This window comes from Neisseria sp. N95_16 (assembly GCF_002551535.2).
In the GTDB taxonomy this organism is placed as follows: domain Bacteria; phylum Pseudomonadota; class Gammaproteobacteria; order Burkholderiales; family Neisseriaceae; genus Neisseria; species Neisseria brasiliensis.
In genome coordinates, this window is the sequence record NZ_PDBT02000001.1 from 1 (window position 1) to 24,172 (window position 24,172).

General features: G+C 51.1%; 24 protein-coding genes and 1 pseudogene. 11 read left to right on the plus strand and 14 right to left on the minus strand.

What is annotated here, in order from left to right:
- On the plus strand, positions 1-422 hold a 422-nt coding region (locus CRG49_RS00005), incomplete at its 5' end, for an IS30 family transposase (RefSeq protein ID WP_157807882.1).
- A gap of 57 nt (positions 423-479) precedes the next feature.
- On the opposite strand, the gene CRG49_RS00010 is transcribed toward CRG49_RS00005, so the two are convergent.
- From CRG49_RS00010 to CRG49_RS00025, 4 genes are all read right to left on the minus strand, one after another.
- Positions 480-863, minus strand: a complete 384-nt coding sequence (locus CRG49_RS00010; RefSeq protein WP_095502917.1) for an adhesin — start codon at positions 861-863, stop codon at positions 480-482.
- Positions 864-1,127: 264 nt separating this feature from the next.
- Positions 1,128-1,658: an alpha/beta hydrolase gene (locus CRG49_RS00015; protein WP_095502919.1), complete on the minus strand. Its 531-nt coding sequence runs from the start codon at positions 1,656-1,658 to the stop codon at positions 1,128-1,130.
- A 25-nt stretch (positions 1,659-1,683) separates the two neighbouring features.
- Complete coding sequence (locus tag CRG49_RS00020) at positions 1,684-2,460, minus strand: exodeoxyribonuclease III (RefSeq protein ID WP_095502918.1); 777 nt, start codon at positions 2,458-2,460, stop codon at positions 1,684-1,686.
- 176 nt (positions 2,461-2,636) lie between these two features.
- On the minus strand, positions 2,637-5,165 hold the full coding sequence (locus CRG49_RS00025; RefSeq protein WP_095502916.1) for a TonB-dependent siderophore receptor: 2,529 nt from the start codon (positions 5,163-5,165) through the stop codon (positions 2,637-2,639).
- A 239-nt stretch (positions 5,166-5,404) separates the two neighbouring features.
- Here CRG49_RS00025 and pyrE point away from each other — a divergent pair.
- The 7 genes and pseudogenes from pyrE to CRG49_RS00060 all read left to right on the plus strand — a co-directional run bounded on the left by pyrE (position 5,405) and on the right by CRG49_RS00060 (position 10,639).
- Positions 5,405-6,045, plus strand: a pseudogene (gene pyrE, locus CRG49_RS00030) (orotate phosphoribosyltransferase).
- Between the two features lie 226 nt (positions 6,046-6,271).
- Positions 6,272-6,676, plus strand: coding sequence for an MJ0042-type zinc finger domain-containing protein (locus tag CRG49_RS00035; RefSeq protein WP_095502914.1), 405 nt, complete (start codon positions 6,272-6,274; stop codon positions 6,674-6,676).
- 7 nt (positions 6,677-6,683) lie between these two features.
- On the plus strand, positions 6,684-7,988 hold the full coding sequence (argA, locus tag CRG49_RS00040; RefSeq protein ID WP_097784568.1) for an amino-acid N-acetyltransferase: 1,305 nt from the start codon (positions 6,684-6,686) through the stop codon (positions 7,986-7,988).
- 230 nt (positions 7,989-8,218) lie between these two features.
- Positions 8,219-8,461 (plus strand): hypothetical protein, encoded by a 243-nt coding sequence (locus tag CRG49_RS00045; protein ID WP_095503040.1) that lies wholly within the window; start codon positions 8,219-8,221, stop codon positions 8,459-8,461.
- 136 nt (positions 8,462-8,597) lie between these two features.
- A complete protein-coding gene (locus CRG49_RS00050) occupies positions 8,598-8,873 on the plus strand; it encodes an oxidative damage protection protein (RefSeq protein WP_095503041.1) in 276 nt (91 codons plus the stop codon).
- 77 nt (positions 8,874-8,950) lie between these two features.
- On the plus strand, positions 8,951-9,856 hold the full coding sequence (gene menA / locus CRG49_RS00055; protein ID WP_095503042.1) for a 1,4-dihydroxy-2-naphthoate octaprenyltransferase: 906 nt from the start codon (positions 8,951-8,953) through the stop codon (positions 9,854-9,856).
- A 93-nt stretch (positions 9,857-9,949) separates the two neighbouring features.
- Entirely contained in the window at positions 9,950-10,639 is a 690-nt protein-coding gene (locus CRG49_RS00060; RefSeq protein WP_095503043.1) for a Bax inhibitor-1 family protein, read from the plus strand.
- Positions 10,640-10,644: 5 nt separating this feature from the next.
- Here the strand turns inward: CRG49_RS00060 and CRG49_RS13680 are convergent, their stop codons facing one another.
- Positions 10,645-10,767: a hypothetical protein gene (locus CRG49_RS13680; protein WP_255408359.1), complete on the minus strand. Its 123-nt coding sequence runs from the start codon at positions 10,765-10,767 to the stop codon at positions 10,645-10,647.
- A 36-nt stretch (positions 10,768-10,803) separates the two neighbouring features.
- On the opposite strand from CRG49_RS13680, the gene coaD reads away from it, so the two are divergent.
- The 3 genes from coaD to CRG49_RS00075 all read left to right on the plus strand — a co-directional run bounded on the left by coaD (position 10,804) and on the right by CRG49_RS00075 (position 13,862).
- Complete coding sequence (gene coaD, locus CRG49_RS00065) at positions 10,804-11,316, plus strand: pantetheine-phosphate adenylyltransferase (protein ID WP_154143228.1); 513 nt, start codon at positions 10,804-10,806, stop codon at positions 11,314-11,316.
- Between the two features lie 450 nt (positions 11,317-11,766).
- Positions 11,767-12,186, plus strand: coding sequence for a DUF485 domain-containing protein (locus tag CRG49_RS00070; protein ID WP_095503045.1), 420 nt, complete (start codon positions 11,767-11,769; stop codon positions 12,184-12,186).
- Positions 12,183-13,862 carry a cation acetate symporter gene (locus CRG49_RS00075; protein ID WP_095503046.1) on the plus strand — a complete coding sequence of 560 codons (1,680 nt, stop codon included), beginning with the start codon at positions 12,183-12,185 and terminating at the stop codon, positions 13,860-13,862. The genes CRG49_RS00070 and CRG49_RS00075 overlap by 4 nt, the downstream gene beginning before the upstream one ends.
- A gap of 91 nt (positions 13,863-13,953) precedes the next feature.
- Here CRG49_RS00075 and lpxB read toward each other — a convergent pair whose 3' ends face one another.
- The 9 genes from lpxB to ispC form a co-directional block, all read right to left on the minus strand.
- On the minus strand, positions 13,954-15,105 hold the full coding sequence (gene lpxB / locus CRG49_RS00080; RefSeq protein ID WP_095503047.1) for a lipid-A-disaccharide synthase: 1,152 nt from the start codon (positions 15,103-15,105) through the stop codon (positions 13,954-13,956).
- A 127-nt stretch (positions 15,106-15,232) separates the two neighbouring features.
- Entirely contained in the window at positions 15,233-15,997 is a 765-nt protein-coding gene (locus CRG49_RS00085; protein ID WP_095503048.1) for a DpnI domain-containing protein, read from the minus strand.
- 59 nt (positions 15,998-16,056) lie between these two features.
- On the minus strand, positions 16,057-16,833 hold the full coding sequence (gene lpxA / locus CRG49_RS00090) for an acyl-ACP--UDP-N-acetylglucosamine O-acyltransferase (protein WP_095503049.1): 777 nt from the start codon (positions 16,831-16,833) through the stop codon (positions 16,057-16,059).
- An 82-nt stretch (positions 16,834-16,915) separates the two neighbouring features.
- On the minus strand, positions 16,916-17,365 hold the full coding sequence (gene fabZ, locus CRG49_RS00095; protein ID WP_095503050.1) for a 3-hydroxyacyl-ACP dehydratase FabZ: 450 nt from the start codon (positions 17,363-17,365) through the stop codon (positions 16,916-16,918).
- Between the two features lie 10 nt (positions 17,366-17,375).
- Positions 17,376-18,434: a UDP-3-O-(3-hydroxymyristoyl)glucosamine N-acyltransferase gene (gene lpxD / locus CRG49_RS00100; protein WP_095503051.1), complete on the minus strand. Its 1,059-nt coding sequence runs from the start codon at positions 18,432-18,434 to the stop codon at positions 17,376-17,378.
- A gap of 163 nt (positions 18,435-18,597) precedes the next feature.
- Complete coding sequence (locus CRG49_RS00105; protein WP_095503052.1) at positions 18,598-19,110, minus strand: OmpH family outer membrane protein; 513 nt, start codon at positions 19,108-19,110, stop codon at positions 18,598-18,600.
- Positions 19,111-19,180: 70 nt separating this feature from the next.
- Positions 19,181-21,556, minus strand: a complete 2,376-nt coding sequence (gene bamA / locus CRG49_RS00110) for an outer membrane protein assembly factor BamA (protein ID WP_095503053.1) — start codon at positions 21,554-21,556, stop codon at positions 19,181-19,183.
- 4 nt (positions 21,557-21,560) lie between these two features.
- Entirely contained in the window at positions 21,561-22,901 is a 1,341-nt protein-coding gene (gene rseP / locus CRG49_RS00115; protein ID WP_095503054.1) for an RIP metalloprotease RseP, read from the minus strand.
- 64 nt (positions 22,902-22,965) lie between these two features.
- Entirely contained in the window at positions 22,966-24,150 is a 1,185-nt protein-coding gene (ispC, locus tag CRG49_RS00120) for a 1-deoxy-D-xylulose-5-phosphate reductoisomerase (RefSeq protein ID WP_095503055.1), read from the minus strand.
- Positions 24,151-24,172: the final 22 nt, after the last annotated feature.

The following is a 24,172-nucleotide window of genomic DNA, read 5'->3' on the forward strand; positions in this document are numbered from 1 at the left end:
AAAAAAGCGGACTGGTGGTTGCTGTTGAAAGAAAAACCAAATTTGTCGTTATCCGCAAAATCAGCAATTTCAAAGCAGAAGATGTAGCCCGGGTAGTGATTCGGGCATTGAAGCCGTTTAAAGATATCATTCAAACGATTACTTTGGATAACGGTAAAGAGTTTTACCGACATAAAACCTTTGCCAAAGCCCTGGGTGCGGAAACTTACTTCTGCCGTCCATACCATTCTTGGGAAAAAGGCTTGGTGGAGAATACCAACGGGCTGATCAGACAATACTTCCCAAAGGGGACGGATTTTAGGAAACTGGGTGCTAAAAAGATTAAAGCGGTTGAGGAGGCCCTTAACCGCCGACCGAGAAAGACATTGGACTATGAGACACCGGGTGATCTGTTTTCAGCAGCCCTTGCCAATGGCATTTGAGCGTTGCACTTGAAATGCGAATGCAAGGGCCTTTGGTTTAAATGTTACAAAAACACATCAGCGGCGGCTACGGCGCGGCTCACAGTTTTTATAAAGGATATTGTTGTCCGGTGCAGTCACCATCAGCGCCGATTTGCGGTAATTTTTGCTATCCATGTAATCGGCACCCATCATATAGCTACCCTCTTTACCGAACATCGTACCGGCCACGCTGGAATGGTCGAGGTTAATCGGCAACACGCGTTTTTTGCCTTTGAGCACGGCCGAAGCATAGGTCGGCAAGCCTTGTTTGTTGAACCCATAGGTTACTTTCAACGTACGGCCTTGGTCGCAACGGTAAGACACCGATTTTTTGCTGACCGTCGGATTATTGCCGGCAGCTTGCGCCGCTCCGCTGGCTGCCATCACAGCAACCATAGCCATTACACACCATTTTTTCATATTGCTTGTCCTTGTTTGTTTCACACGATTCATCCGAGCCTCGCACTCGAATGAGTTGTTATAATATAACCATGATTATAAACATTCAACTACGGATTTGAAAAAATATGTATCGTTTATTTATATAAAATTTAAAAAATGTTACGCCGCCAATATTCAGCTTAACCATCTGTAAAAGGCCGTCTGGAAGGTTTTATGGAAATCAAAACCTTTCCTTTATACACTTTTCAGACGGCCTTTTTTAGTGAGATTATTCTAATTCATTCACGTCAATAACATTTCCTGCATAAGCTTCATACCCCACTGCCAACCACCCAATGCACCGTTCAGACGGCCTTCATGTGGCGACACCAGTAAACGCGCATTCCAACGCAGCGCTTGCTCCTGCGCCCAATCGAGCGGACAATCGCCGCTTTGTCCAATCACCAAGGCCGCGCGGCAATGGCAGCGGGCGCGTTGCAAGGTGTGTTCGGCATCATCAGGAAACGCTTCCGGCAAAGGCGACACCAAAATTAGATTACACACCGTTTTCTGCACATTCACATCTGCCTGATACAGCCACGCCAACACCGCCGACACGCCCGCACCATACGCCACCACCGCCACATGACGGCTCTGGTGCATGGCAAAGGCCGTCTGAACCGCCTGCTGCCATTCCCGAATGCTTTGCGAACGCGACACTTCCGCCTGCAACACAATCGGATAGCTCACCGCCCAGCGCTCCATCCACACAGGCGGCGCTTCGGTATCGTGTACCAGCAACAGCGTCAAATCTTCAAGGTCATACGCGCTCAACATAGCATTTCCGTTTCAGACGGCCTCACACCGCATAATCATATTCCACCACCAAAGGCGCGTGGTCGGAGAATTTTTCGTCTTTATAAACATGCGCCGACACTGCCTTGGCCGCCAATTCAGGCGTGACCATTTGATAGTCAATCCGCCAACCCACGTCTTTCGCATAGGCCTGCCCGCGGTTGCTCCACCAAGTGTAGCCCGGCACTTCAGGATAAAGCGTGCGCCACATGTCCGTCCAACCCAAAGTCGCAATCACTTTGCCGATCCACTCGCGCTCTTCAGGCAAGAAACCGGAATTTTTCTGGTTGCCTTTCCAGTTTTTCAAATCAATATTCTGATGGGCAATGTTCCAGTCGCCGCACACCACAATATCGCGTCCTTCCGCCTTCATCGCTTCGAGCATCGGATAAAACGCATCCAAAAAACGGTATTTCAATTCCTGACGCTCCGGCGCACTGGTGCCGCTGGGCAGATACAGCGAAATCACGGTCAGATTGCCGAAATCACAACGCACAAAACGCCCTTCACGGTCGAGTTCTTCAATACCCATGCCGTATTGCACCGCATCCGGCTTTTGCCTGCTGTAAACCGCCACGCCGCTGTAACCGCGTTTTTCCGCGCAATGCCAATGCCCGTGCATCCCATGCGGCTGCTTCATCTGCTCCGACAAATCCGCCTCCTGCGCTTTCAATTCCTGCACACAGACAATGTCCGCACCGGAAGCAGCGATGTATTCATAAAAACCTTTTTTGTAAGCAGAACGGATGCCGTTGACATTGGCAGAGATGATTTTCAGCATGATTTTTAAATATGAAGTCAAGAAAAGTCGCATTATACCTGAAATGCTTTTCAGACGGCCTCCGTGTTGCATAAAGCAGTTGAAACGGTATACCACTCAAAAAATGTGCCGCCTTTGCCAGTTTTTGGACTCCGGCAAGAACGGCACAACAGCGGCCTGTGAAACGTTGCTATCGGTTACCAAGAATATTTCGCCCCCAACCAGAATTGGCGGCCGGTTTTATACGACACGTCGCGTTTTTTCTCCTGCCATTCGGGGGTATAAACTTTTTTGCCGACGATTTTTCGGTTAAACACGTTCAACACGTCCAAATTCACTTCCAGCTTTTTCGTTTCCGCCAGTGGTTTTGCCCACGAGAAATGCCAGTCTGTAATCAGCGCGGAATTGTATTTGATTTGGTCGAACTTGCTCAAGTTACCAACATAACCTTGGCAAAGTCGCGCGCGTTCGGGGGTGCAGCGGATATTTTCCTGCGTGTATTCCACCGTGCCGGGCGAATAACGCCAGCGTTGCGTCCAAGTAAAATACCATTTGGGTACAGATAATTCGGTTTCGACAAATGCGTTCCACGGCTGGTTGAAATCCATTGCAGGCAGGTTGTCGGGATCTTTCAGCTTACCGTCCACCAATACTTTTTTCACGTCCCATTCGCTCCAGTCGTAGCGTTGAAATGTGCCGATTTGGTTAGAACGGCGTTTGTTGTAATCGGCACCCGCCCGCCAACTGAGCAGGGTCGCGCCGAGCTTCCAAGGCTCGTTCAAACCGGCGGAAAAGCTGAAGGTGTCGTTATCGGAGCGGCCGGTATTGGCCAATACCCGGTAGGTTTGGCCGCTTTCATCGGTTTTTTCTTTGGTTAAAAACTGGTTGCGGCTGTTGCGGCGCACCCATTTCAACTGCCATTCGCTGTTGCCGATATGCTGGCGCAGACCCAAATTCCATTCGTTGCTGTACGGCGTTTTCAAATCGCTGCCGTCGTAACGCGGTTCTTTCAACTCGCGCGATGTCCACGGGTCATCTATCTCGAAGCGGTCGAAATTGCGTTGGAACACATGGGCGCTGCGCAATTTGTAGGTCAGCATTTCGCTGCCGTAATAACGGTTGGCTCCGCCGAACACATGCAGTTTGGCCGCTTTCAACGGCAGGCGGTAATCGAATGCAAACCGCGGCGCGATATCGGTATTTTTCAGAAAGCCGTTGTAATCCAAGCGGATACCCGGCTTCAAACGCAGATTTCCTTTTTCGATATCGTCTTCAAGATAAAGGGAGAGATGATGCGTGCCTACTTTGATGTTGGCCGGATAGTTGTAGGCATAGCCGGTAAAGAACTGTTCGCCCGGAATACACTCGGTGCAGTCGGTGCGGTCGGTTTTGCGCGGGCCGCCGTAAATAATGGTGGGCTTCTTACGCTCGAAGCCTTTATCGGCATATTCCGCCTCCCAACCTGCGTTAAAGCGGTGTTTCCAACCGCGCCAATCCGCTTCGTTAAACTCGAAATGCTGTTGCAGGTTGATGTGCTTGCCAAACGAACGGCTGGTGCCGATACCGCCCACGGCCGCTTCGTCCACTTCGGGATGGGTTGTCCAGTTTATCGACGGCGTGTCGTCGTTGTAACGGTATAAATTGTCTTGATCGTAGGCGGTTTTTTCTTCGGTGCTGCGGTAGCTCAATTTGGTCTGCATCCTGCCGAAACCGGCGTAGCGTTCCCAATCCAAATCAAAACGCCAGCCGCCGCCGCTGTTGGTAAAGCGGCCGTCTTTATAGTTGGCCGGATGGTAAGTGGCATAATGCGGCGAATATATTACCGTTGCCGACAGATTGTTATCGTCGTCGATACGGTGCGTGCTCCGCAACAAAAAGGTTTCGGCCAAACGCCTTTGCTTGGTCGATTGTTTCAGATGCTGATGGAAAAAAGGAATCGAAGAGCGCTGACGGCTGTACGAAAACAGCACCGCCGAATCTTTGCCGACAGGTTGGTTTACCGTGAGAGTGGATTCATGCTTGGTAAATTTCGGCTGTGTGTCTGACGACTGTGCCTCACGGTATTCGTCGGTATACAGCGGGTCAATATAATGATGCGTCCAAGCATGGCGCGTGGTGCGGTACGACAGGCTGCCGAATGCTTTTTCTCTGTTTGCTTTGATTAAATCGGCATCCACTACGCCGCCGGTAAAGCGGCCGTAGCGGGCGGAAATATTGCTGTCTTTCACCTTGATGTTTTCCACCAGCGAAGGGCTGATCCAAAATGCCTGCGGATGGCCTGCAGGCAGCGCGCCTACCGTGTGCGAATTTACCGTATCCGCATCCAACTGCGTATCGGAACCGTTGTGCGCGGGGTTGAGATTGCTGTCATTGCTCACGCCATCTATCGAAAAACGGTTGTTGTAAAACTTCTCGCCGTGAAACGAAATATTCGGCGGCGCAATTTCTCCGGCACTGTCGGCAGTGCCTTCGGTATTGGAAAACTGCACGCCTGGGTTGGTGCGCAACAAATCATTGATAGTGCCGTTGCCTTTGGGTGTGTCGGCGATTCTTTTTTGATTCCACACATTCCCTTCTGACTTGGCGGTGTAACGCTTCCCTTTCACGACAACCGTATCCATCACAACTGTTTCCAAAGGTGTTTTCCCATCTTGGAGCGGTTCTGCCGACAACACCGACGGAATGGACATGAACGACACTGCCAAAGCTATTTTTGTTTTTTTCATCTTCCGATCCCCAATATATTAAATGTTATATTATAACATAATTTGTAGGATTTTGTTATATTAAGAAAAGAAAATTGAAGCATTCAGCTGTGCCGCCGTTTTGCAAAAACTCCTTCCTAAATCTCGAATGTGCGACAGCAATGTCTGCCGATGCTCCCGACTTTATTTCAGACGGCCTGTTACCGTTTGCCTGCTTCGACTATAATCAGCTTTATTTTTCTACTGGAAAGAACCGAAAAATGTCTGACTTCCGCCAAGATTTCCTGAAATTCGCCTTGTCTCAAAATGTATTGAAATTCGGCGAGTTCACCACCAAAGCCGGCCGCCAGTCGCCGTATTTTTTCAATGCCGGCCTGTTTAACGACGGGGCTTCTACCCTGCAGCTGGCGAAATTTTACGCCGAAGCGATTATTGCCAGCAAAGTGGAATTCGACATGCTGTTCGGCCCGGCCTACAAAGGCATTATTTTGGCGGCGGCCACGGCGATGATGTTGGCGGAAAAAGGCGTAAACGTACCATTGCCTACAATCGCAAGGAAGCGAAAGACCACGGCGAAGGCGGTGTGTTGGTCGGTGCGCCGATCAAAGGCCGCGTGCTGATTATCGATGACGTGATTTCGGCCGGCACTTCGGTGCGCGAATCGGTGAAACTGATTGAAGCGGAAGGCGCCACTCCGGCCGCCGTCGCCATTGCGCTTGACCGCATGGAAAAAGGCACGGGCGAATTGTCGGCGGTGCAGGAAGTCGAGCAGCAATACGGTTTGCCGGTGGTGTCGATTGCCAATTTGAACGATTTGTTCACGCTGTTGCAAAACAATACTGAATTCGGCGGCTTTTTCGAACCGGTGAAGGCTTACCGCGAACGTTACGGCGTGGCCTAATCATAAATGAGGCCGTCTGAACGTTTCAGACGGCCAGAGATCTTTGCAAAACCCCGGATTTGAGTACAGTTCAAAGTTATAGCAGCGCAGAAAGCGCAGACATATCACAAAGATAGGCAAGCTTTCGAGCAGCGCATAACGAAGAAATGTGCCAAAGATGGGGAGTTTGCAAAGGTCTCGGTCTGTAATAACAATTAAACCCATACATTACGAAACGAGTTTACCCATGCCAGCTTGCACCTGCCCCCACTGCCGCACCCATCTTTGGGTGAAAGACGCTCAATTGAATGTGGCGCAAGGTTTTGTGGTCTGCCAAAAATGCGAGGGCTTATTCAAAGCCAAAGACCATCCGGCTGACCTGAAAGAGCAGTTCCAACCCGAAGCGCTGCCCAATGCCGTGACCGATGTGCGTTTGGTGCACAACATCGGTGCGCAAGTCCGCCAACACAAACAGCTTTCGCGCAATGAAATCGCCGATTTGCTCGACGGCGTAACGCTTGCGCCCAAGCCTGACACAAAAGCGGCGGCGGTTGCGGACAAGAAAAAAGACGGTTTCAACTGGACGCTGGCTTCGCTAATCGCGCTGACCGTGTTAATCATGCAGCTTTTCTATCTGATTTTATTGGCTTAATTTTTACATGAATACATCCGTTGGTTTTGTCGGCGACTTTCGCGAAGCCGCGCCCTACATCAACTATCTGCGCGGCAAAACGCTGGTCATCGGCGTGGCCAGCAGCCTGTTGGAGGGCGAACCGCTCAAACGCTTGGCCGCCGATTTAAACCTGCTCGCCAGCTTGGGCGTGCGTTTGGTGTTGGTACACGGCTCGCGCGTGCAGATTACCGCCGCCCTTGCCGCGCAAAACCGTACCCCGGCCTACCACAATGAGCGCCGCATCACCGACGAAGCCACGCTGCAACTAGCCAAACAGGCCAACGGCGTATTGCGCAGCGACATCGAAGCCGCCTTGTGCAGCAGCATTTCGCAATCGCCGCAGCGCAACAAACCTTTAAGCATCGCGTGCGGCAACTTCCTTTCCGCCCGCCCGATGGGCATCATCGACGGCACCGACATGGGCTACACCGGCTTGGTGCGCAAAATCGACACCGAATCCATCATCAACCGCCTTGACAGCGGTGCTTTGGTACTCATCAGCCCGCTCGGCCATTCTTTAAGCGGCAAAACCTTCAACCTCAGCATGGGCGACATCGCCGAAGCCGCCGCCATTGCACTCAAAGCGGAAAAGCTGATTTATCTGATTGAAGAAGAAGGTATTTTAAATTCAGACGGCCTGTTAATTACCAACCTTTCCGCCCAAGAAGCGCGTCAATTGATGGCGCAGCAACCACCGCAACAACGCCTGATTCAATCCGCGCTTAATGCCGTCGAACACGGCGTATCACGCACGCAAATTCTCAGCGGCCGCGACGACGGCAGCCTGATTCGCGAACTCTTTACCCGTCACGGTGCCGGCACCTCCATTGCCCGCGATTCCTTCGTCAACATCCGCGCCGCGCACAGCGATGACATCCCCAACATTATGGCGCTTATCCGACCGCTGGAAGAAAAAGGCATTTTGCTGCGCCGCAGCCGCGAATACCTCGAAGACCAAATCCACACCTTTTCCGTGTTGGAACACGACCAACACATCTACGGCTGCGTGGCCTTGAAAACCTTTGTCGAACCGCATTTGGGCGAACTGGCCTGCTTGGTGGTCTCCCCCGATGCACAAGATGGCGGCTACGGCGAGCTGCTGCTGGCGCATCTTTTCCACAAAGCGCGCCAAGCCGGCATCCGCAAATTATTCGCCCTATCCACCCACACCGGCGAATGGTTTATCGAACGCGGTTTTCAGACGGCCTCAGCTCAAGATTTACCACCTGAGCGCCGTCAGGATTTAATCGACAGCGGCCGCAATTCCAAAGTTTTTGTTTACGATTTGTAAAGTTAATGTCGTTATAAAAAGAGCGCAATAATTGATGCGCTCTTTTTTATTTGAATAAATAATACTTTAGGCCGTCTGAAAACATCATAAGCCTGAATGTTGCCAAAATGGAAAAGCTGTATTGCAAAAAATGCTGTTTATCCGCTACTGCAATCGGCCTAGAATGCACCCATTGGTTGAACACAGCAACCTTTACAACATAACGCATTCACAACATTAAGGAATTTACCATGAAAGCAATCTTATTCACCACTTTGATCGCCACTGCCGCCACTTTAGCCGCTGCCAAAGGCGCACCTCAACCGGCTTGGGATCACGCCAACGATTCAGGCCCGATTGCCGGCTTGCAACAAGTTGAGCAACCACAAGGCCAACGTTTCAAGAAAAAAGACCGCATTGAATACACCGCACCAAGCACCGGCACTTACCAAGACAACAGCTACCAAAGCCTTGCCCGCGAAGGCAGCCGTTAATTTGCAATTGCCTACAGGCCGTCTGAAATCCGTTTCAGGCGGCATTTTTGTACCCACACACAAAAGTATGCGCCTTTCGCAATCGGCGACAATCCGTTAAAATAAAGGCCGTCTGAAACCCACTAAAGGAACCGCCATGACCCGCATGGTACATTGTGTCAAACTCGGCCGCGAAGCCGAAGGCATGAAATTCCCGCCGCTGCCAAATGAATTGGGCAAACGCATTTTTGAAAACGTATCACAAGAAGCATGGCAGGCTTGGACGCGCCATCAAACCATGCTCATCAACGAAAACCGCTTGAGCCTCGCCGACCCGCGCGCACGCGAATATCTGGCGCAGCAGATGGAACAATACTTCTTCGGCGACGGTGCCGACCAAGTGCAAGGTTATGTGCCGCAAGAACCGGCTTAATGCTTTACAGGCCGTCTGAAACCTTCAGACGGCCTTTTAACTGATTTCTCTCTTTATTTTCAACCCATTATTTCGCTATGTCGCTCAACGCTTGGATACACGCCGCCCGTTTGCGCACCCTGCCCTTGGCCGCTGCTGCTACCCTGTGCGGCTGTCTGCTGGCGGCGTTACAACAGGCATTGCATTGGCCGACCGCACTACTCACCATCGCTACCGCGGTGGCTTTGCAAATCTTCAGCAATCTGGCCAATGACTACGGCGATGCGCAAAACGGTGCTGACTCCGCCGGACGGCAAGGTCCGCCGCGCATGGTGGCTTCCGGCCGCATCAGCCGCCGCACCATGCAAAAAGGCTTGGTCATCAGCGCCGGATTGTGTTGTCTGCTCGGCCTTGCGCTCTTGGCAACTGCCTTGCCGACTTTAGCACAAAGCAGCGGCACGGATTGGCTGGTTTGGCTGCTGCTCGGTGCCACGGCTTTGGCGGCCGCCTATGGCTACACCGCCGGACGCAAACCTTACGGCTACATTGGTTTCGGTGATGTGGCGGTGTTTGTGTTTTTTGGCTGGCTGGCGGTGTTGGGCAGTGAATATCTGCACACAGGCCGTCTGAACGCGGATTCGTGGCTGCCTGCCAGCGCGATGGGTTTGTGGTGCACCATGGTGCTGAATCTGAACAATATGCGCGACATCGAACATGATTGGATCAGCGGCAAACGTACTTTGGCCGCACGTTTGGGTTTGCCCCGTGCCAAACATTACCATCGTGCATTGGCTGCCATTGCCGCGGTTTGCTGGAGCGTGTGGCTGGCAAGGTATGTTCACGGCTTTTCGTGGCTGGTTTTACAAGTCTTTATGCTTGCGGCAACGTTTGTTCACTTGAATTTATTGAACAATACACCATCTTCTCTTGAGCTGGACAAACTGCTGCCGCAATGGAGCATCACGGTTTTGGCGTGGGTGATGGTGTTGGCATTATTTATTTGAATGCCTCACGATAAATTCCGCACAAAGTCAGACAATTACTGTTAAAATCCGGTTTCATTCATTTTTACACACTTATCTTCAGGAGCAAACGCCATGCAAAACGACGTTTACGACTACACCTCTACCGGCAGCGCGGTACAGAAAAACACCGTGCTGCAAAAAACCTACCGCCTGCTGGGCTTGTCTTTTATTCCAGCCATGGCCGGTGCCTTTATCAGCAGCAAAATGGGCTTCAGCATCTACAGCATCCTTGGTGGCGGCTGGATGGCAACCATCGCCTTTTTCGTGTTTTTCTACGCCATGGTCTTCATGATTGAGAAAAACCGCTACAGCAACACCGGCGTGACTCTGCTGATGGTGTTCACTTTCGGCATGGGCGTGTTGATCAGCCCGCTGTTGCAATACGCTTTGGGCATGTCTAACGGCGCGCAAATCGTCGGCATCGCCGCTGCAATGACTGCCGCTGTATTCTTCACCATGTCGGCCATGGCGCGCCGCACCAACATCAACATGAGTTCGCTCGGCCGTTTCTTGACCGTCGGCGCGGTGATTTTGATGATTGCGGTAGTGGCGAATCTGTTTATGCAGATTCCGGCTTTGAGCCTGACCATTTCTGCCGGCTTTGTGTTGTTCAGCTCGCTGCTGATTATGTTCCAAGTGCGCCAAGTGATTGACGGCGGCGAAGACAGCCACATCAGCGCGGCGTTGACCATCTTTATTTCTCTCTACAACATTTTCAGCAGCCTGCTGCATCTGTTGTTGGCATTGGGTGGCGACGATTAATTAATTTAGCTGTTGATGACATAACAGGCCGTCTGAAACGCAATAGCTTCCATTTTGTGGAGCGTTTGCAGTTTCAGACGGCCTGTTGCTTTATTAGATTTTTCTTTGACACCCCGCCTTTCACGCATTATTCTGTCGCCTTAACCCTTTCCCCTTAACTTATTATGAACACCACCCCCATCCGCCGCGCTGTGTATGCCGGCAGTTTCGACCCACCTACGCTCGGTCATGTTTGGATGATTCGCGAAGCGCAGGCTTTGTTTGACGAGTTGATTGTCGCCGTCGGCGTGAATCCCGAAAAACAAAATACTTACACCATCGAAGAGCGGCAGGCGATGCTGGAAGCGGTGACCGCCGAATTTCCCAACGTCAAAATCACCGTGTTTGAAAACCGCTTTCTGGTGCACTATGCCCGCGAAGTCGATGCGCGCTTTATTGTACGCGGCATCCGCACCGCCGGCGACTACGAATATGAACGCTCGATGCGCTATATCAATAGCGATCTGGCGCCGGAAATTTCCACCGTATTCCTGATGCCGCCGCGTGAAATCGCCGAAGTCTCATCCACCATGGTCAAAGGTTTGGTCGGCCCTGAAGGTTGGCGCGAAATGATTCGCCGCTACCTGCCGGAAGACGTGTATCAAAAAATCTTGAACGATCATCAGCAAGACGGATAAAACCATTCAAACAAGCGCCGACATTTGTCCGGCGCTTGTTTAATGTTCAGACGGTCTGACGATAATTAGTTGAAATTTTCTTCTAATTCTTTGAATTTTTAAGATTTTTATGGTTATATCTTAACAAAAATATGCAAAATCTGCGCCAAATGACACATTTCAAAATTAAATAAAATATTTTTCTTTCAGACGGCTTCCATCCTAACTAAACCCGATTCTTCAATACAATCGGGCTTTATTTTTTATCCACAACGGATAGTTAATATCATAACCATATAATTTTTATCAAAATTAACATTTTATCGACTATTGAAATAAAAATTTAACTGCAGTAATGTTGTTTTACCTCGTCAGAAGCGCACATCGGCGCGACAAAGCCAACAGAAGCTTTGCGCAGCCGCTGAAGAAAAAAAGAAGCAGTTTATTTTTAGTCTTTGAAGGAAAAAAATCATGAGTCAACACGACCACTACGCTGTTGAGGAGCAGCGTCGGGTTGAGCAAGTCTTAGCTCATCCGAAATTCAAACGTATGGCCATGCAGAAATCGATTTTGGGTTGGACCTTTTCCGCCGTTATCTTTTTCGTGTATGTCGCTTTCATTCTGACCATCGGCATCAATCCACAGCTCTTCGCCACCAAAGTAAGCCCCGACGGTGTGACCACTTGGGGCATTTACATCGGCGTGTTTGTGATTGTGTTTTCATTCATTTCCACAGCAATTTATGTCTACATTGCCAACGGTAAATTTGAAAACATGACCCAAGAAGTGATTCGCGAAGTATTCGGCGACGACACTGACCCAGCGGCAGCCAAGCCGTCTGAAACGGAACCGAACACCGGCAAACCTATCGGCGAAGGAGCAGCACGATGATGCACAAATTCTTACCCTTAGCAGCACTTTTGGCTTCCGGCAGCCTGTGGGCGGCGGATGCGATTACCGGAGAAGTAGAACGTCAGGCCACCAACTGGACGGCGATTATCATGTTCTTGATTTTCGTCTTTGCCACCTTGTTCATCACCAAATGGGCGGCCAAGCAAAACAAATCGGCGCAAGATTTCTACACCGGCGGTGGCGGTATTTCCGGCACGCAAAACGGCTTGGCCATTGCGGGCGACTATATGTCGGCAGCGGCATTCTTGGGTGTATCGGCCATCGTGTTCACCCGTGGTTATGATGGTTTGATTTACTCTGTCGGCTTCTTGGTGGGCTGGCCGATTGTGTTGTTCCTGATGGCCGAACGCCTGCGCAACTTGGGTAAATTTACCTTCTCCGACGTAGCGGCTTACCGTTTCAACCAAAAACCGGTGCGCATGTTTGCCGCCATCAGTACACTCTTGATCGTGATTCTGTATCTGATCGCGCAAGTGGTGGGTGCGGGCAAACTGATTCAATTGCTGTTTGGCATGAACTACTTGTCGGCGGTGATTTTGGTCGGCACGCTGATGGTGGTGTATGTGTTGTTCGGCGGTATGCTGGCCACCACTTGGGTACAAATGATTAAAGCTGTATTGCTGCTGGGCGGCGCAACACTGATTTCGTTTATCGTGTTGAAAAACTCCGGCTTCAGCTTAGAAACCATGTTTGCTACCGCCGTGCAGTCGCATGAGAACGGTGAAGCGATTATGGGGCCGGGCGGCATGGTGAAAGACCCGATTGATGCGCTCTCACTCGGTTTGGCACTAATGTTTGGTACTGCCGGTTTGCCGCACATTCTGATGCGTTTCTTTACCGTACCTGATGCCCGCGAAGCACGTAAATCAGTGGTGGTGGCAACTGGTTTGGTCGGCTACTTCTTCTTGCTGACCGGCATTATCGGCTTTGGCGCGATGATTTTCCTGACCAAAGACAACCCGCAATTCTTCACCCAAATGCTGCGTGACGGCAAAACCGTGTACGAAATGGTCGGCGGTGTGAACATGACCGCAGTCCACTTATCCGGTGCTTTGGGCGGCAACCTGTTGCTGGGCTTCATCTCTGCCGTATCTTTCGCCACCATTTTGGCGGTAGTGGCCGGTTTGACCCTGTCCGGCGCGTCTGCAGTGAGCCACGACATTTATTCATCAGTGGTGCGCAAAGGCAAAGCGACCGCAGAAGAAGAAATGCGTATCTCGCGCGTGGCAACAGTTGTTTTGGGTGTGTTGGCCGTAGTTTTAGGCTTGGCCTTTGAAAACCAAAACGTAGCCTTTATGGTGGGCTTGGTGTTCGCCGTTGCCGCTTCGGCCAACTTCCCCGTGCTGATGTTGAGCATGTTCTGGAAAGGCTTGACTACTCGCGGTGTAGTGGCTGGCGGTTTGGCCGGATTGTTTGGTGCATTGCTGCTGATTATCTTAGGCCCGAGCATTTGGGTGGCGGTATTGGGTAATGAAGCACCAATTTTCCCATACGGCAGCCCGGCCATCTTCACCATTCCATTGGCCTTTATCGTGGCTTGGCTGGTATCGATTACCGATAGCTCTGCACAAGCCGCAAAAGACAAAGCCGGTTTTGCCGCACAATACATGCGCTCCATGACAGGCGTAGGCGCGGCGAAGGCTTCGGATCACTAATGGTTTAACCTTGTTTTGACATTAAAGGCCGTCTGAAAGCGTTTTGCTTTCAGGCGGCCTTTCTTTTGGTTTTAAAAAATCCAAATCTTTTTCAGACAGCCTTCACTTCCGCCAACACCGCTTTCGCAGCCAGCGCGGCGGTATCTTTTTTCAGCAGCTCGTGTAGCGCATGGAAATCCTGTTTCAACTGCGCCACCGCTGCAGGATGGTCGTACCAATGTGCCACCGCAGCAGCCAGCTTCTCCGGCGTGGCATCGTGTTGCAGCAATTCCGGCACGGCTTCTTTGTTCAACAAAATATTTGGCAGGCCGACATGCGGCACTTTGACTTTGCGCTTCACATACGCATACGTTAGCGGCGAAATCTTATAGCTAATCACCATCGGCCGCTTGCACAAAGCCACTTCCAGCGTGGCCGTGCCGCTCGTCACCAGCACCACATCGGCGGCGGTACACACCACATCGGATTGCTTGTCCACCAAAGTCAGCGGCAGATGGGCAAACTCGGTTTGCGCCAATATTTCCGTCAAGCGGCTGCGTGTGGCGGCGGTAGCCACTGGCAAAATAAATTGCGCTTGCGGATATTTTTCCAGCAGCAATAAGGCCGTCTGAAAAAATATCGGCGCCATATAATCGATTTCACTCACACGGCTGCCCGGCATTAAGGCAAACACCGGAATGTCAGACGGCAAACCCAGATGCGCCCGCGCCGCTTGTTGATCAGTTTCCAACGGCATGGCTTGCGCCATCGGATGGCCGACAAATTCCGCCTGCCCACCCGCTTCCAAATAAAGTTGCGGCTCCATTGGGAACAGACACAACACCTTGTTTACCTGATGCACAATCTTATTCACCCGCTCGCGCCGCCACGCCCACACCGACGGGCTGACATAATGCACGGTCGGAATCCCTGCCGCCTTGAGTTTCTCCGCCACACCAAGGTTAAAATCCGGCGCATCAATGCCGACAAACACATCAGGCTTGATACGGATTAAATCGTTCACAATGCCTTTGCGGATTTTCAAAATTTCCGGCAAGCGTTTCACCACCTCAACAAAACCGCGCACCGCCAGCTTTTCTTGTTCATACAGGCTCTCAAAGCCCTCCGCTTTCATGCGCTCGCCGCCGATGCCGATAAATTTTACATCAGGGCAACGCTGTTTCAACGCGCGGACTAAATGCGCCCCGAGCAAATCACCCGAAGCCTCGCCGACACAGATGGCGATGGTTAGATTTTTTTTCATGATTGGAATGGAAAGATAAGTTGCGGTTATTTTAACAGATTGATACGAAAAGGCCGTCTGAAAGTTTCAGACGGCTCTTTTCATAAAAGACGCTATCTCAGCCAGCTCCCTTTTTGATACATTCAACTTAATGCAACTTTCTATATACCCCACGCCCGACAAATTCAATAATCTTCTGATCACGCAAAATTTGTAGCTGTTGGCGTATCTTGGCAGAAATATGGCGGTTATTGGGAAATTGTAATGACAACTTTGACTCAAAAGCATACATTTGTTGCAGGGTAAACAGTTTCGGTAACTTGTCGATACACAATAAAACTGCCAGTAACCAGCCTTTAGTTTCCCTTGCCTGTTTGCGTAAGAATAAATGTTGTTGCCATTGCTGACACACTTCTTCAAATGGCGTAATTTGGCCGTTGTCTATCAGTAGGATTTTTCCACTTTGGGGCAAAGGACTAAGATTAATGTCACACATTAAATAATTCGGTCGTGTCGGCAATGTTTTCTTACGCGGCGTAATCATATCAGTCGTAATGAAATGCTTGGGTACCAACATCAGTTGCCGCACTGAATAGTCCGCTTTACGATAGCTCATAAAGAAAAAGTTGGGGTTATTATCGGCCTGTATCCGATCGAGCATGGTGTGATACGCTCCATCAGGCACTTTGTTACCAATAGAACGGCTCTGTTTGCTTTTTAGTTCAAACTGTTCGCCACAATTCAGGCAGTAAAAATCCAATACCGGCTGATTATGTTTAGCTCGGTTCAAGGGCTGGGTGCCGCAATTTGGGCAAAAACCGTGTTGCGCCAACCAATGCTCGGTTAAAATACGACCAACTTGACGCTGGCTGTTATATTGTTCGGCAAGTTTACAATCAAAATAGAGATTCATAGCAAATTAGAGGCCGTCTAAAAACTCAGACGGCCTTTTCCCGATTTTCTATAACCTTATCAACGGATAATCCCACGCGTAGATTCTGCAAAGAAATCTTTAAACACGGCCAATTCGCTTTGGGTTTCGGCACGCGACAGAATATCGGCTTTGGCTTCTTCAAACGGAATGCCGCGGTGGTAGATGGTTTTGTACACGTCTTTCACGCTGGCGATTTGTTCGGTGGTGAAACCGTTGCGGCGCATGCCTTCGCTGTTCAGGCCGGCGGGTTCGGCGCGGTAGCCTGCGGCCATGAAATACGGCGGCACGTCTTTATGCACGCCGGCGGCGAATGCGGTCATGGCGTAGTCACCGATATGGCAGAATTGGAACACCAGTGTGTAGCCACCAAGAATCACATAATCGCCGATGGTGACGTGTCCGGCCAAGCTCGCGTTATTGGCGAAAATGGTGTGGTTGCCGACAACGCAGTCGTGCGCCAAGTGGCAGTAGGCCATAATCCAGTTGTCGTCGCCGATACGGGTTTCGCCGATGCCGGTCACGGTGCCGAGATTGAAGGTGGTGAATTCGCGGATGGTGTTGCCGTTGCCGATAATCAGGCGGGTCGGCTCGTCGCGGTATTTTTTGTCCTGTGGGATTTCGCCCAAGCTGGCGAATTGGAAAATGCGGTTGTTTTCGCCGATGGTGGTGTGGCCGTTAATCACAACGTGCGAACCGATTTCGGTATTGGCGCCGATTTGCACGTTCGGGCCGATTACGGTGTACGAGCCGACTTTCACGCTGGAATCGAGCTCTGCTTTCGGGTCGATGATGGCGGTTGGGTGAATGAGAGACATATGATGCTCCTTATTTCAATGAGGCCGTCTGAAAAGCTTCAGACGGCCTGTTGTCTGCTGCATAAATGGCAACGCTTGAGGCTTATACCACGCGTTTGGCACACATGATTTCGGCTTCCACCGCCACTTGGCCGTCAACTTTGGCCACGGCGTTGAATTTGCCGATGCCGCGTTTGCTGGTGATGAGCTCGACTTCAAACACCAACTGGTCGCCCGGAATCACTTGGCGTTTGAAGCGGGCGTTGTCGATGCCGGCAAAGAAGAAAAATTCGTTGTCTTTGCGGCCGCCTTCACTCAAGATGGCCAGCGTGCCACAGGCTTGCGCCATGGCTTCGATAATCAGCACGCCCGGCATCACCGGCAAATCCGGGAAATGGCCTTGGAACTGCGGCTCATTCATGGTGACGTTTTTAATCGCGGTCAGGCATTTCATCGGCTCGTAGGCTGTGATGCGGTCGAGCTGTAAAAACGGGTAGCGGTGCGGAATCAGTTTTTGAATGTCTTTTGCTTCAATCGGTAACGTGAAGTCCATGATTTTCCTTTTATTTTTCAGAATCAGTGTGGATTGGGTTATCGGTGTTCAGTGTTTTTTCCAACTGCTTGAGACGCTTGTGCATGTCATTCAGATGGCGGATGTGTACGCCGTTGCGCACCCATTCCTTATACGGCATGTCGGGGAAGATGCCGGCAATGTGCTGCCCTGGTTCGGTGATGCTGTGGGTCAGGCTGGTGCCGCCGCCGATGTTGGTTTTGTCAGCAATTTCAATGTGGCCGACGGTGCCGACACCGCCGCCGATGATGCAGTAATTGCCGATGGTCACGCTGCCGGAAATGCCGGTTTTGGCGGCAATCACGGTATGCGAACCGATTTTGCAGTTGTGGCCGATTTGGATTTGGTTGTCGATTTTGGTACCGTTGCCGACGGTGGTGTCGCTCATGGCGCCACGGTCGATATTGGTATTCGAGCCGATTTCGACATCATCGCCCAAGGTTACGCCGCCAGTTTGTGGGATTTTAAACCATGAATCACCAGCAAAAGCCAAGCCGAAACCATCGGCACCGATAACCGCGCCGGAATGGATTTCCACGCGCTTACCCAAGGTGCAGCCGTAGTAGATTACGGCGTTGGGATGAATCACGGTTTCTTCACCCAATGTGCAGTCGTGTTCGACCACGGCATTGGCCAGAATGCGGCAGTTTTCGCCCAAAACGGTATTGGCACCTATATAGACGTTGGCACCGATTTCGCAGCTGGCCGGCACAGTCGCGCTCGGCTCAATCACGGCAGTCGGATGCACGCCACCGGTGGCTTTCACGATGGGTGAAAACAAACGCGCCACTTTGGCAAAATAGAGATAAGGGTCAGCGGCAACAATCAGGTTACGGCCGCTGAATTCATCAGCAGATTTGGCCGACACAATCACCGCGCCGGCTTGGCTGTCGTATACATCGGCTTTGTATTTCGGGTTGGCCAAAAAGCTGATGTGCCCGGCCTGCGCTTCGGTCAACGGGCGCACGGCTTCAATGGCAATATCGTCGCCGCGCCATTCGCCGCCAAATTCGGCCACGATTTGGGAAAGGGTGTAGGTTTGTGAAGTCATGATGGGACTTTCAGGCCGTCTGATCGCTGGAAATCATCGGCATCAGCGGCGAATAATAAATAATGTGCGGCCAATCGCAACAGACCGTCTGAATCGGCAAAACAATCGCTGTATCATGTTTTCAGACGGCCTATATCATTTTTTAAGGCCGTCTGAAGAAACCCTATCGGGCATTCATCGCTTTAATCACGCTGTCAGTGATGTCGTATTTGCTGTTGACGTAAATCACGTCCTGCAAAATCACGTCATAGCCTTCTTTTTTAGCCAATTCAAGAATCACGCGGTTGGCGTTTTGCTGCAAAGCGGCAAATTCTTCATTGCGGCGCAAGTTGTAGTCTTCCGCCAATTCGGCTTGCTCGCGGCGGAAACGCTGCACCATGTCACCCCATTGCTTGGCAACATGCTCGCGCGCTTGGCCTTGTAAGCTTTTATCGGCCAGTTTTTTCTCCAACTCTGCACCTTCTTTTTGCAGCTTTTGCAAGGTTTTTTGGCGACCGGCAAATTCTTTTTCCAACTTAGCCTGAATGCCTTGCGCTTGTTTAGATTCAAGATACACGCGCTCGGTATTGATAAAGCCGAGTTTCTGTACAGTTTCGGCCGCTACTGCTTGCGCCATCAAGCCAAAGCCCAAGACCGCAGCGCCGCCCAAACGGATGATTGTCGATAATTTTTTCATCATCAATTCCTTTACATTCTTGTGGCGAGAAACCTAGGCCGTCTGAATGTTTTCAGACGGCCTGCCTGAATCAGAATGTAGTACCCAATTGGAATTGGAAGCGTTGGATTTCATCGCCTTCTTTTTTCTTAATCGGATAAGCATAACTGAATTTCATCGGACCCAAAGGCGAGAGCCAAGTCACCGCCGCACCGGCAGAGTAACGCAACTCTTCTTTAAAGGTCGATTTGTGGTTAACACCTAGGCCATAGACATTGTTGCCATTATCATTTTGTTTATCACCGTAGGTTTTACCGTCCCACACGCTGCCCGCATCGGCAAACATGCTCAAACGCACGGTGCGCGCATCTTTGATGCCTGGCATTGGGAACAGCAATTCAGCCGATACGTTGGCTTTTCGGTTACCACCATAGCTGATTTTGTCGCCGTATTCATCATATACTTTCGGGCCTAAGGTGCCGCTTTCAAAGCCGCGTACTGAGCCTAAACCGCCACCGTAGAAGTTTTCAAAGAACGGCATGGTTTTGGTATTGCCGTAGCTGTTGCCATAGCCCACTTCACCACCCAACATCAGGGTTAAATCTTTGCTCAGTGGGAAGAACCAAGTCTGATTATGAGTCAGAGTGTAGTATTTCAAATCGCTGCCCGGCAAGGCCACTTCACCATTAATACCGGTCATGTAGCCGCGGGTCGGCCACAAGGCATTATCGGTTTTATTGCGACCCCAGCCGATGGTGCCTTTGTACAGCCAGCCTTTGTAGCTGCCGATTTCACTACCGGTATGGTCTTGCATAAACTCTTTATATCGCTTCGGCGCGCCGGTATAGGTGTTCACCTTCAAATGCTCAGCCGCCAAACCGAAATTCACACGGTCGTATTCGGTAATCGGCACACCCATGCGCAAACCGCCGCCGACGGTAGTGGTTTGATATTGTTTCGCGCTGGAAGACGCTTTACGCGGGTCGTATTTGCGGCCGTAAATGTCGTAGCCCAAGCTCACGCCATCCGGTGTAAAGTATGGATCGGTAAACGACAGCGAGCCATTGAGCGTGGTTTTACTGCGCGACAAACGGGCAGAAGCGGATTTACCGGTACCGAACAAGTTATCCTGCGCCACACCGGCGGAAACCACCATACCGGTATCCTGCACCCAACCTGCGCTCAAGTCCAGCGAGCCGGTCGAGCGTTCGGTCAGGCTCATGTTCAAATCGACTTGGTCAGGCGTGCCGGCCACTGGTTTGGCATCGAATTGTACGTTGTCAAAATAGCCCAACAATTCCACGCGCTCTTTAGAGCGTTGCAGTTTAGACGTATCGTAAGGTGCGGCTTCCATTTGGCGCAATTCGCGGCGAATCACTTCATCACGGGTTTTGTTGTTGCCGGTGATGTTGATTTCGTTTACATAGACTTTGCGACCCGGTTCGATGTGCAACACAAAATCCACCACTTTGGTTTCCGGATTCGGTTGCGGCTGCACATTTACTTCACTAAAGGCATAACCGGCGCTACCCATGCGGTTTTGAATGCCTTCCAGCGCAGTCACCATTTGCTGGCGCTCGTACCACTTGCCTTCTTTCATTTTCAGCAGTTTGTACAAATCTTCTTTCGGCACTTCGCGCGTGTCGCCTTCAATGTGCACTTTACCCCAACGGAAACGCTCGCCTTCATCCACCACCACTTTGATGGTTTGTTGGGTTTTGTCTTCGTTGGTTTGAATGTCGGTATCTAAAATGCGGAAGCCGAAATAGCCGTTGTTTTGATAGAAATCATTCACGCGCTGCATATCTTGCGCGAATTTTTGTTCGTTGAATTGATTGCTTTTGGTCAGCCACGTCCACATGCCGCCTTCACTCAACGACATTTGTTTCATCAGCTTGCGGTCAGAATATTTTTCGTTGCCTTCAAACTCAATGTTAGTGATTTTAGTGGTTTTACCTTCTTCTACCGCGATATCAATCGCAACACGGTTACGCGCCAACTTAGTCACAGTCGGCTTGATTTCTACCGACTGTTTGCCGCGGCTCATGTATTCTTGTTTCAGGCCGGCAATGGCTTGATTCAAAGTTGCTTGGTTGAAATATTGCGATTGCGCCAAACCGAACGCTTCCAAGTTTTTCTTGATGGCATCGTTTTGCAGCATTTTCGCGCCAGTGATGTTCAAAGTGGCGATGGTCGGACGCTCAACCACGGTCAGCAGCACTTGATTGCCCAAGGTTTCCACGCGCACATCGTCAAAGAAGCCCGTAGCATACAGGTTGCGGATGATTTCTTCACTGCGCTCATCGCTGAAGTTGTCGCCCACTTTGACCGGCAGGTAGTTGAACACGGTGCTCGGCTCAGTGCGTTGCAAACCTTCGACACGAATATCCTGAATGGTGAAATCGGCCAATGCCAAAGGCGCCAAACCCAACATCATCAAAGCAGAAGCAATCTGTTTTAATTTCATACAATTATCCAAACAAACGATTAATATCATTAAAGAACGCCACCGCCATCAACATCAGCATGGCAGCCAGACCGAATCGTAAACCGATGGCCTGAATGCGCTCGCTCAACGGCTTTCCGCGTATCCATTCGGCGGTATAATACACCAAGTGACCGCCGTCTAAAACAGGCACCGGCAGCAAGTTGAGAATACCCAAACTGATGCTGACCAAGGCCAAAAATTCCAAATAACTCTGCAAGCCCAATGAAGCCGAACGACCGGCCACATCGGCAATCGTCAACGGCCCCGAAACATGGCTGGCCGAAGCGTTGCCGGTAATCAGCTTACCGAAAAATTTCAAGGTAGTGGCCGAATAGCCGACCATTTTATCCCAGCCCATTTGAAAGGCTTCGCCGACCGACGGCGTGTATTGGAAGTGAACTTGCTTATCCCACGCTTCATCACGCTGCGCAGCCACGCCGACACGGCCGACTAAGGTGCCGTCTTTCAATTCTACGGTATTGGGGCGTAAGGCCGTCTGAAAGATTTGGCCGTCGCGCTCATACACCACTTCCAGCTTCTTGCCTGGGCTGTCGCGGAACAATTCCGCCCAAGCCGCCCATTCGCCGATTTCGCGACCATCGGCACTGATCAGCTTATCGCCCGTTTTCAAACCGGCTTGCTCGGCCGGGCTGCCTTCCTGCACGAAGCCGACATGGTTGGTGATTTTAAAAGGCCACAAGCCGATGTTGCCGTTATTTTTCGCAATTTTACCCGCTTCCGGCGTACCGGCGGCGTCAATCACGCGCATTGCGTCTTGCCCAGAAGCCGTCTGAACGGCCACATCCACCTTGCCTGCTTCCACGTTCAAAATAATTTCGGTTTGCGCATCGCCCCACTCGCCAACAGCGGTGCCATTGACCGACTGGATTTTATCGCCCGGCTGGAAACCCGCTTTGGCGGCGATACTGGCCGGTTCGACCATGCCGACATACGGGCGGATTTCGGTCACACCGAAAGAAAAACTCAAGCCATACAGCAACACCGCCAAAGCCAGATTGGTCAGCGGGCCGGCAGCGACGATGGCAATTTTCTTGGCCGGATGCTGCTTATCGAAGGCATAAGGCAAGTCTTGTTCCGACACATTGCCTTCGCGCGTATCGACCATTTTCACATAGCCGCCCAACGGAATCGGCGCCAAACACCATTCGGTGTCGCCACGTTTTTTAGTGAAAAACGGCTTACCGAAGCCGACAGAAAAGCGCAAGACTTTCACGCCGCACCAACGCGCCACAATATAATGTCCGAATTCGTGCAGGCTGACCAGAATCAGAATCGCCACGAGAAATGCTAATAAGGTTTGCAAAAAAGTCCCCTAAGATTTGATGTTGTGTGTTCAGACGGCCTGAATGAAACATGCCGTCTGAACATTATTTTAAACGCTTAATGCATGCTTGCGCTTGCATACGTGTGTGTGCGTCTTGTGCCAGCAGGCTTTCAATATCGTGTAGGCCGTCTGAAACATTATGCGCCAAACAATCGGCCACCACTTTGGCAATGTCGGTAAAACGGATTTTGCCGTCCAAAAACGCGGCCACGGCGATTTCGTTGGCGGCGTTCAACACGCAAGGCGCGGCACCACCGGCATGCATGGCTTCGTAGGCCAGCTTCAAACACGGAAAGCGGTTGAAATCAGGCTCTTTAAAGGTTAAAGCCGACAAGCTGCCGAAATCCAACGCGCCCACACCCGATTCAATGCGCTCGGGCAAACCCAAGCAATAGGCAATCGGCGTGCGCATATCGGGATTGCCCATTTGCGCCAACACCGAGCCATCAAGATAACGCACCATGCTGTGAATCACGGATTGTGGGTGAATCACCACTTCGAGCTTCTCGGGTGGGCAGTTAAACAGCCAATGCGCTTCAATCAGCTCCAAGCCTTTATTCATCATCGAAGCGGAATCGACCGAAATTTTCTGCCCCATGCTCCAATTCGGATGCTTCACCGCTTGCGCCGGCGTGATACTGTCGAATGTGGCCAAATCGGTTTCGAGAAACGGGCCGCCTGAAGCGGTCAGAATAATCGATTGGATGCCATGCTCGTTCAGACGGCCTTGATAATCGCGCGGCAACACTTGGAAAATGGCATTGTGTTCGCTGTCGATCGGCAACACGGTCGCGCCATTGGCTTTGGCGGTTTCCATAAACAACGCACCGGATACGACCAAGGTTTCTTTGTTCGCCAAATAAATGGTTTTACCTTTTTGCGCTGCCGCCAAAGCGGAAGGCAAACCTGCCGCGCCGACAATCGCACACATTACGCCGTTGACTTGCTCGTCGCTCGCTACATCAATCAAGGCTTGCGCGCCGTGCAGCACTTGGGTTTTACAACCCTTGGCTTGCAACAAATTTTGCAACTTCGCGGCGTGTTCGCCATCGGCCACCACCGCATATTCAGGCGCAAATTGCATGCATTGCGCCGCCAATTTCTCAACCTGCTTGTGCCCTGCCAGCGCGAAAACGCGGAATTTGTCAGGGTGGCGCGCAATCACGTCTAAGGTGCTGACGCCGATGCTGCCGGTGCTGCCTAAAATGGTGAGAACTTGTGTGGTCATGGTTTGATTTCTGCTTAGGCCA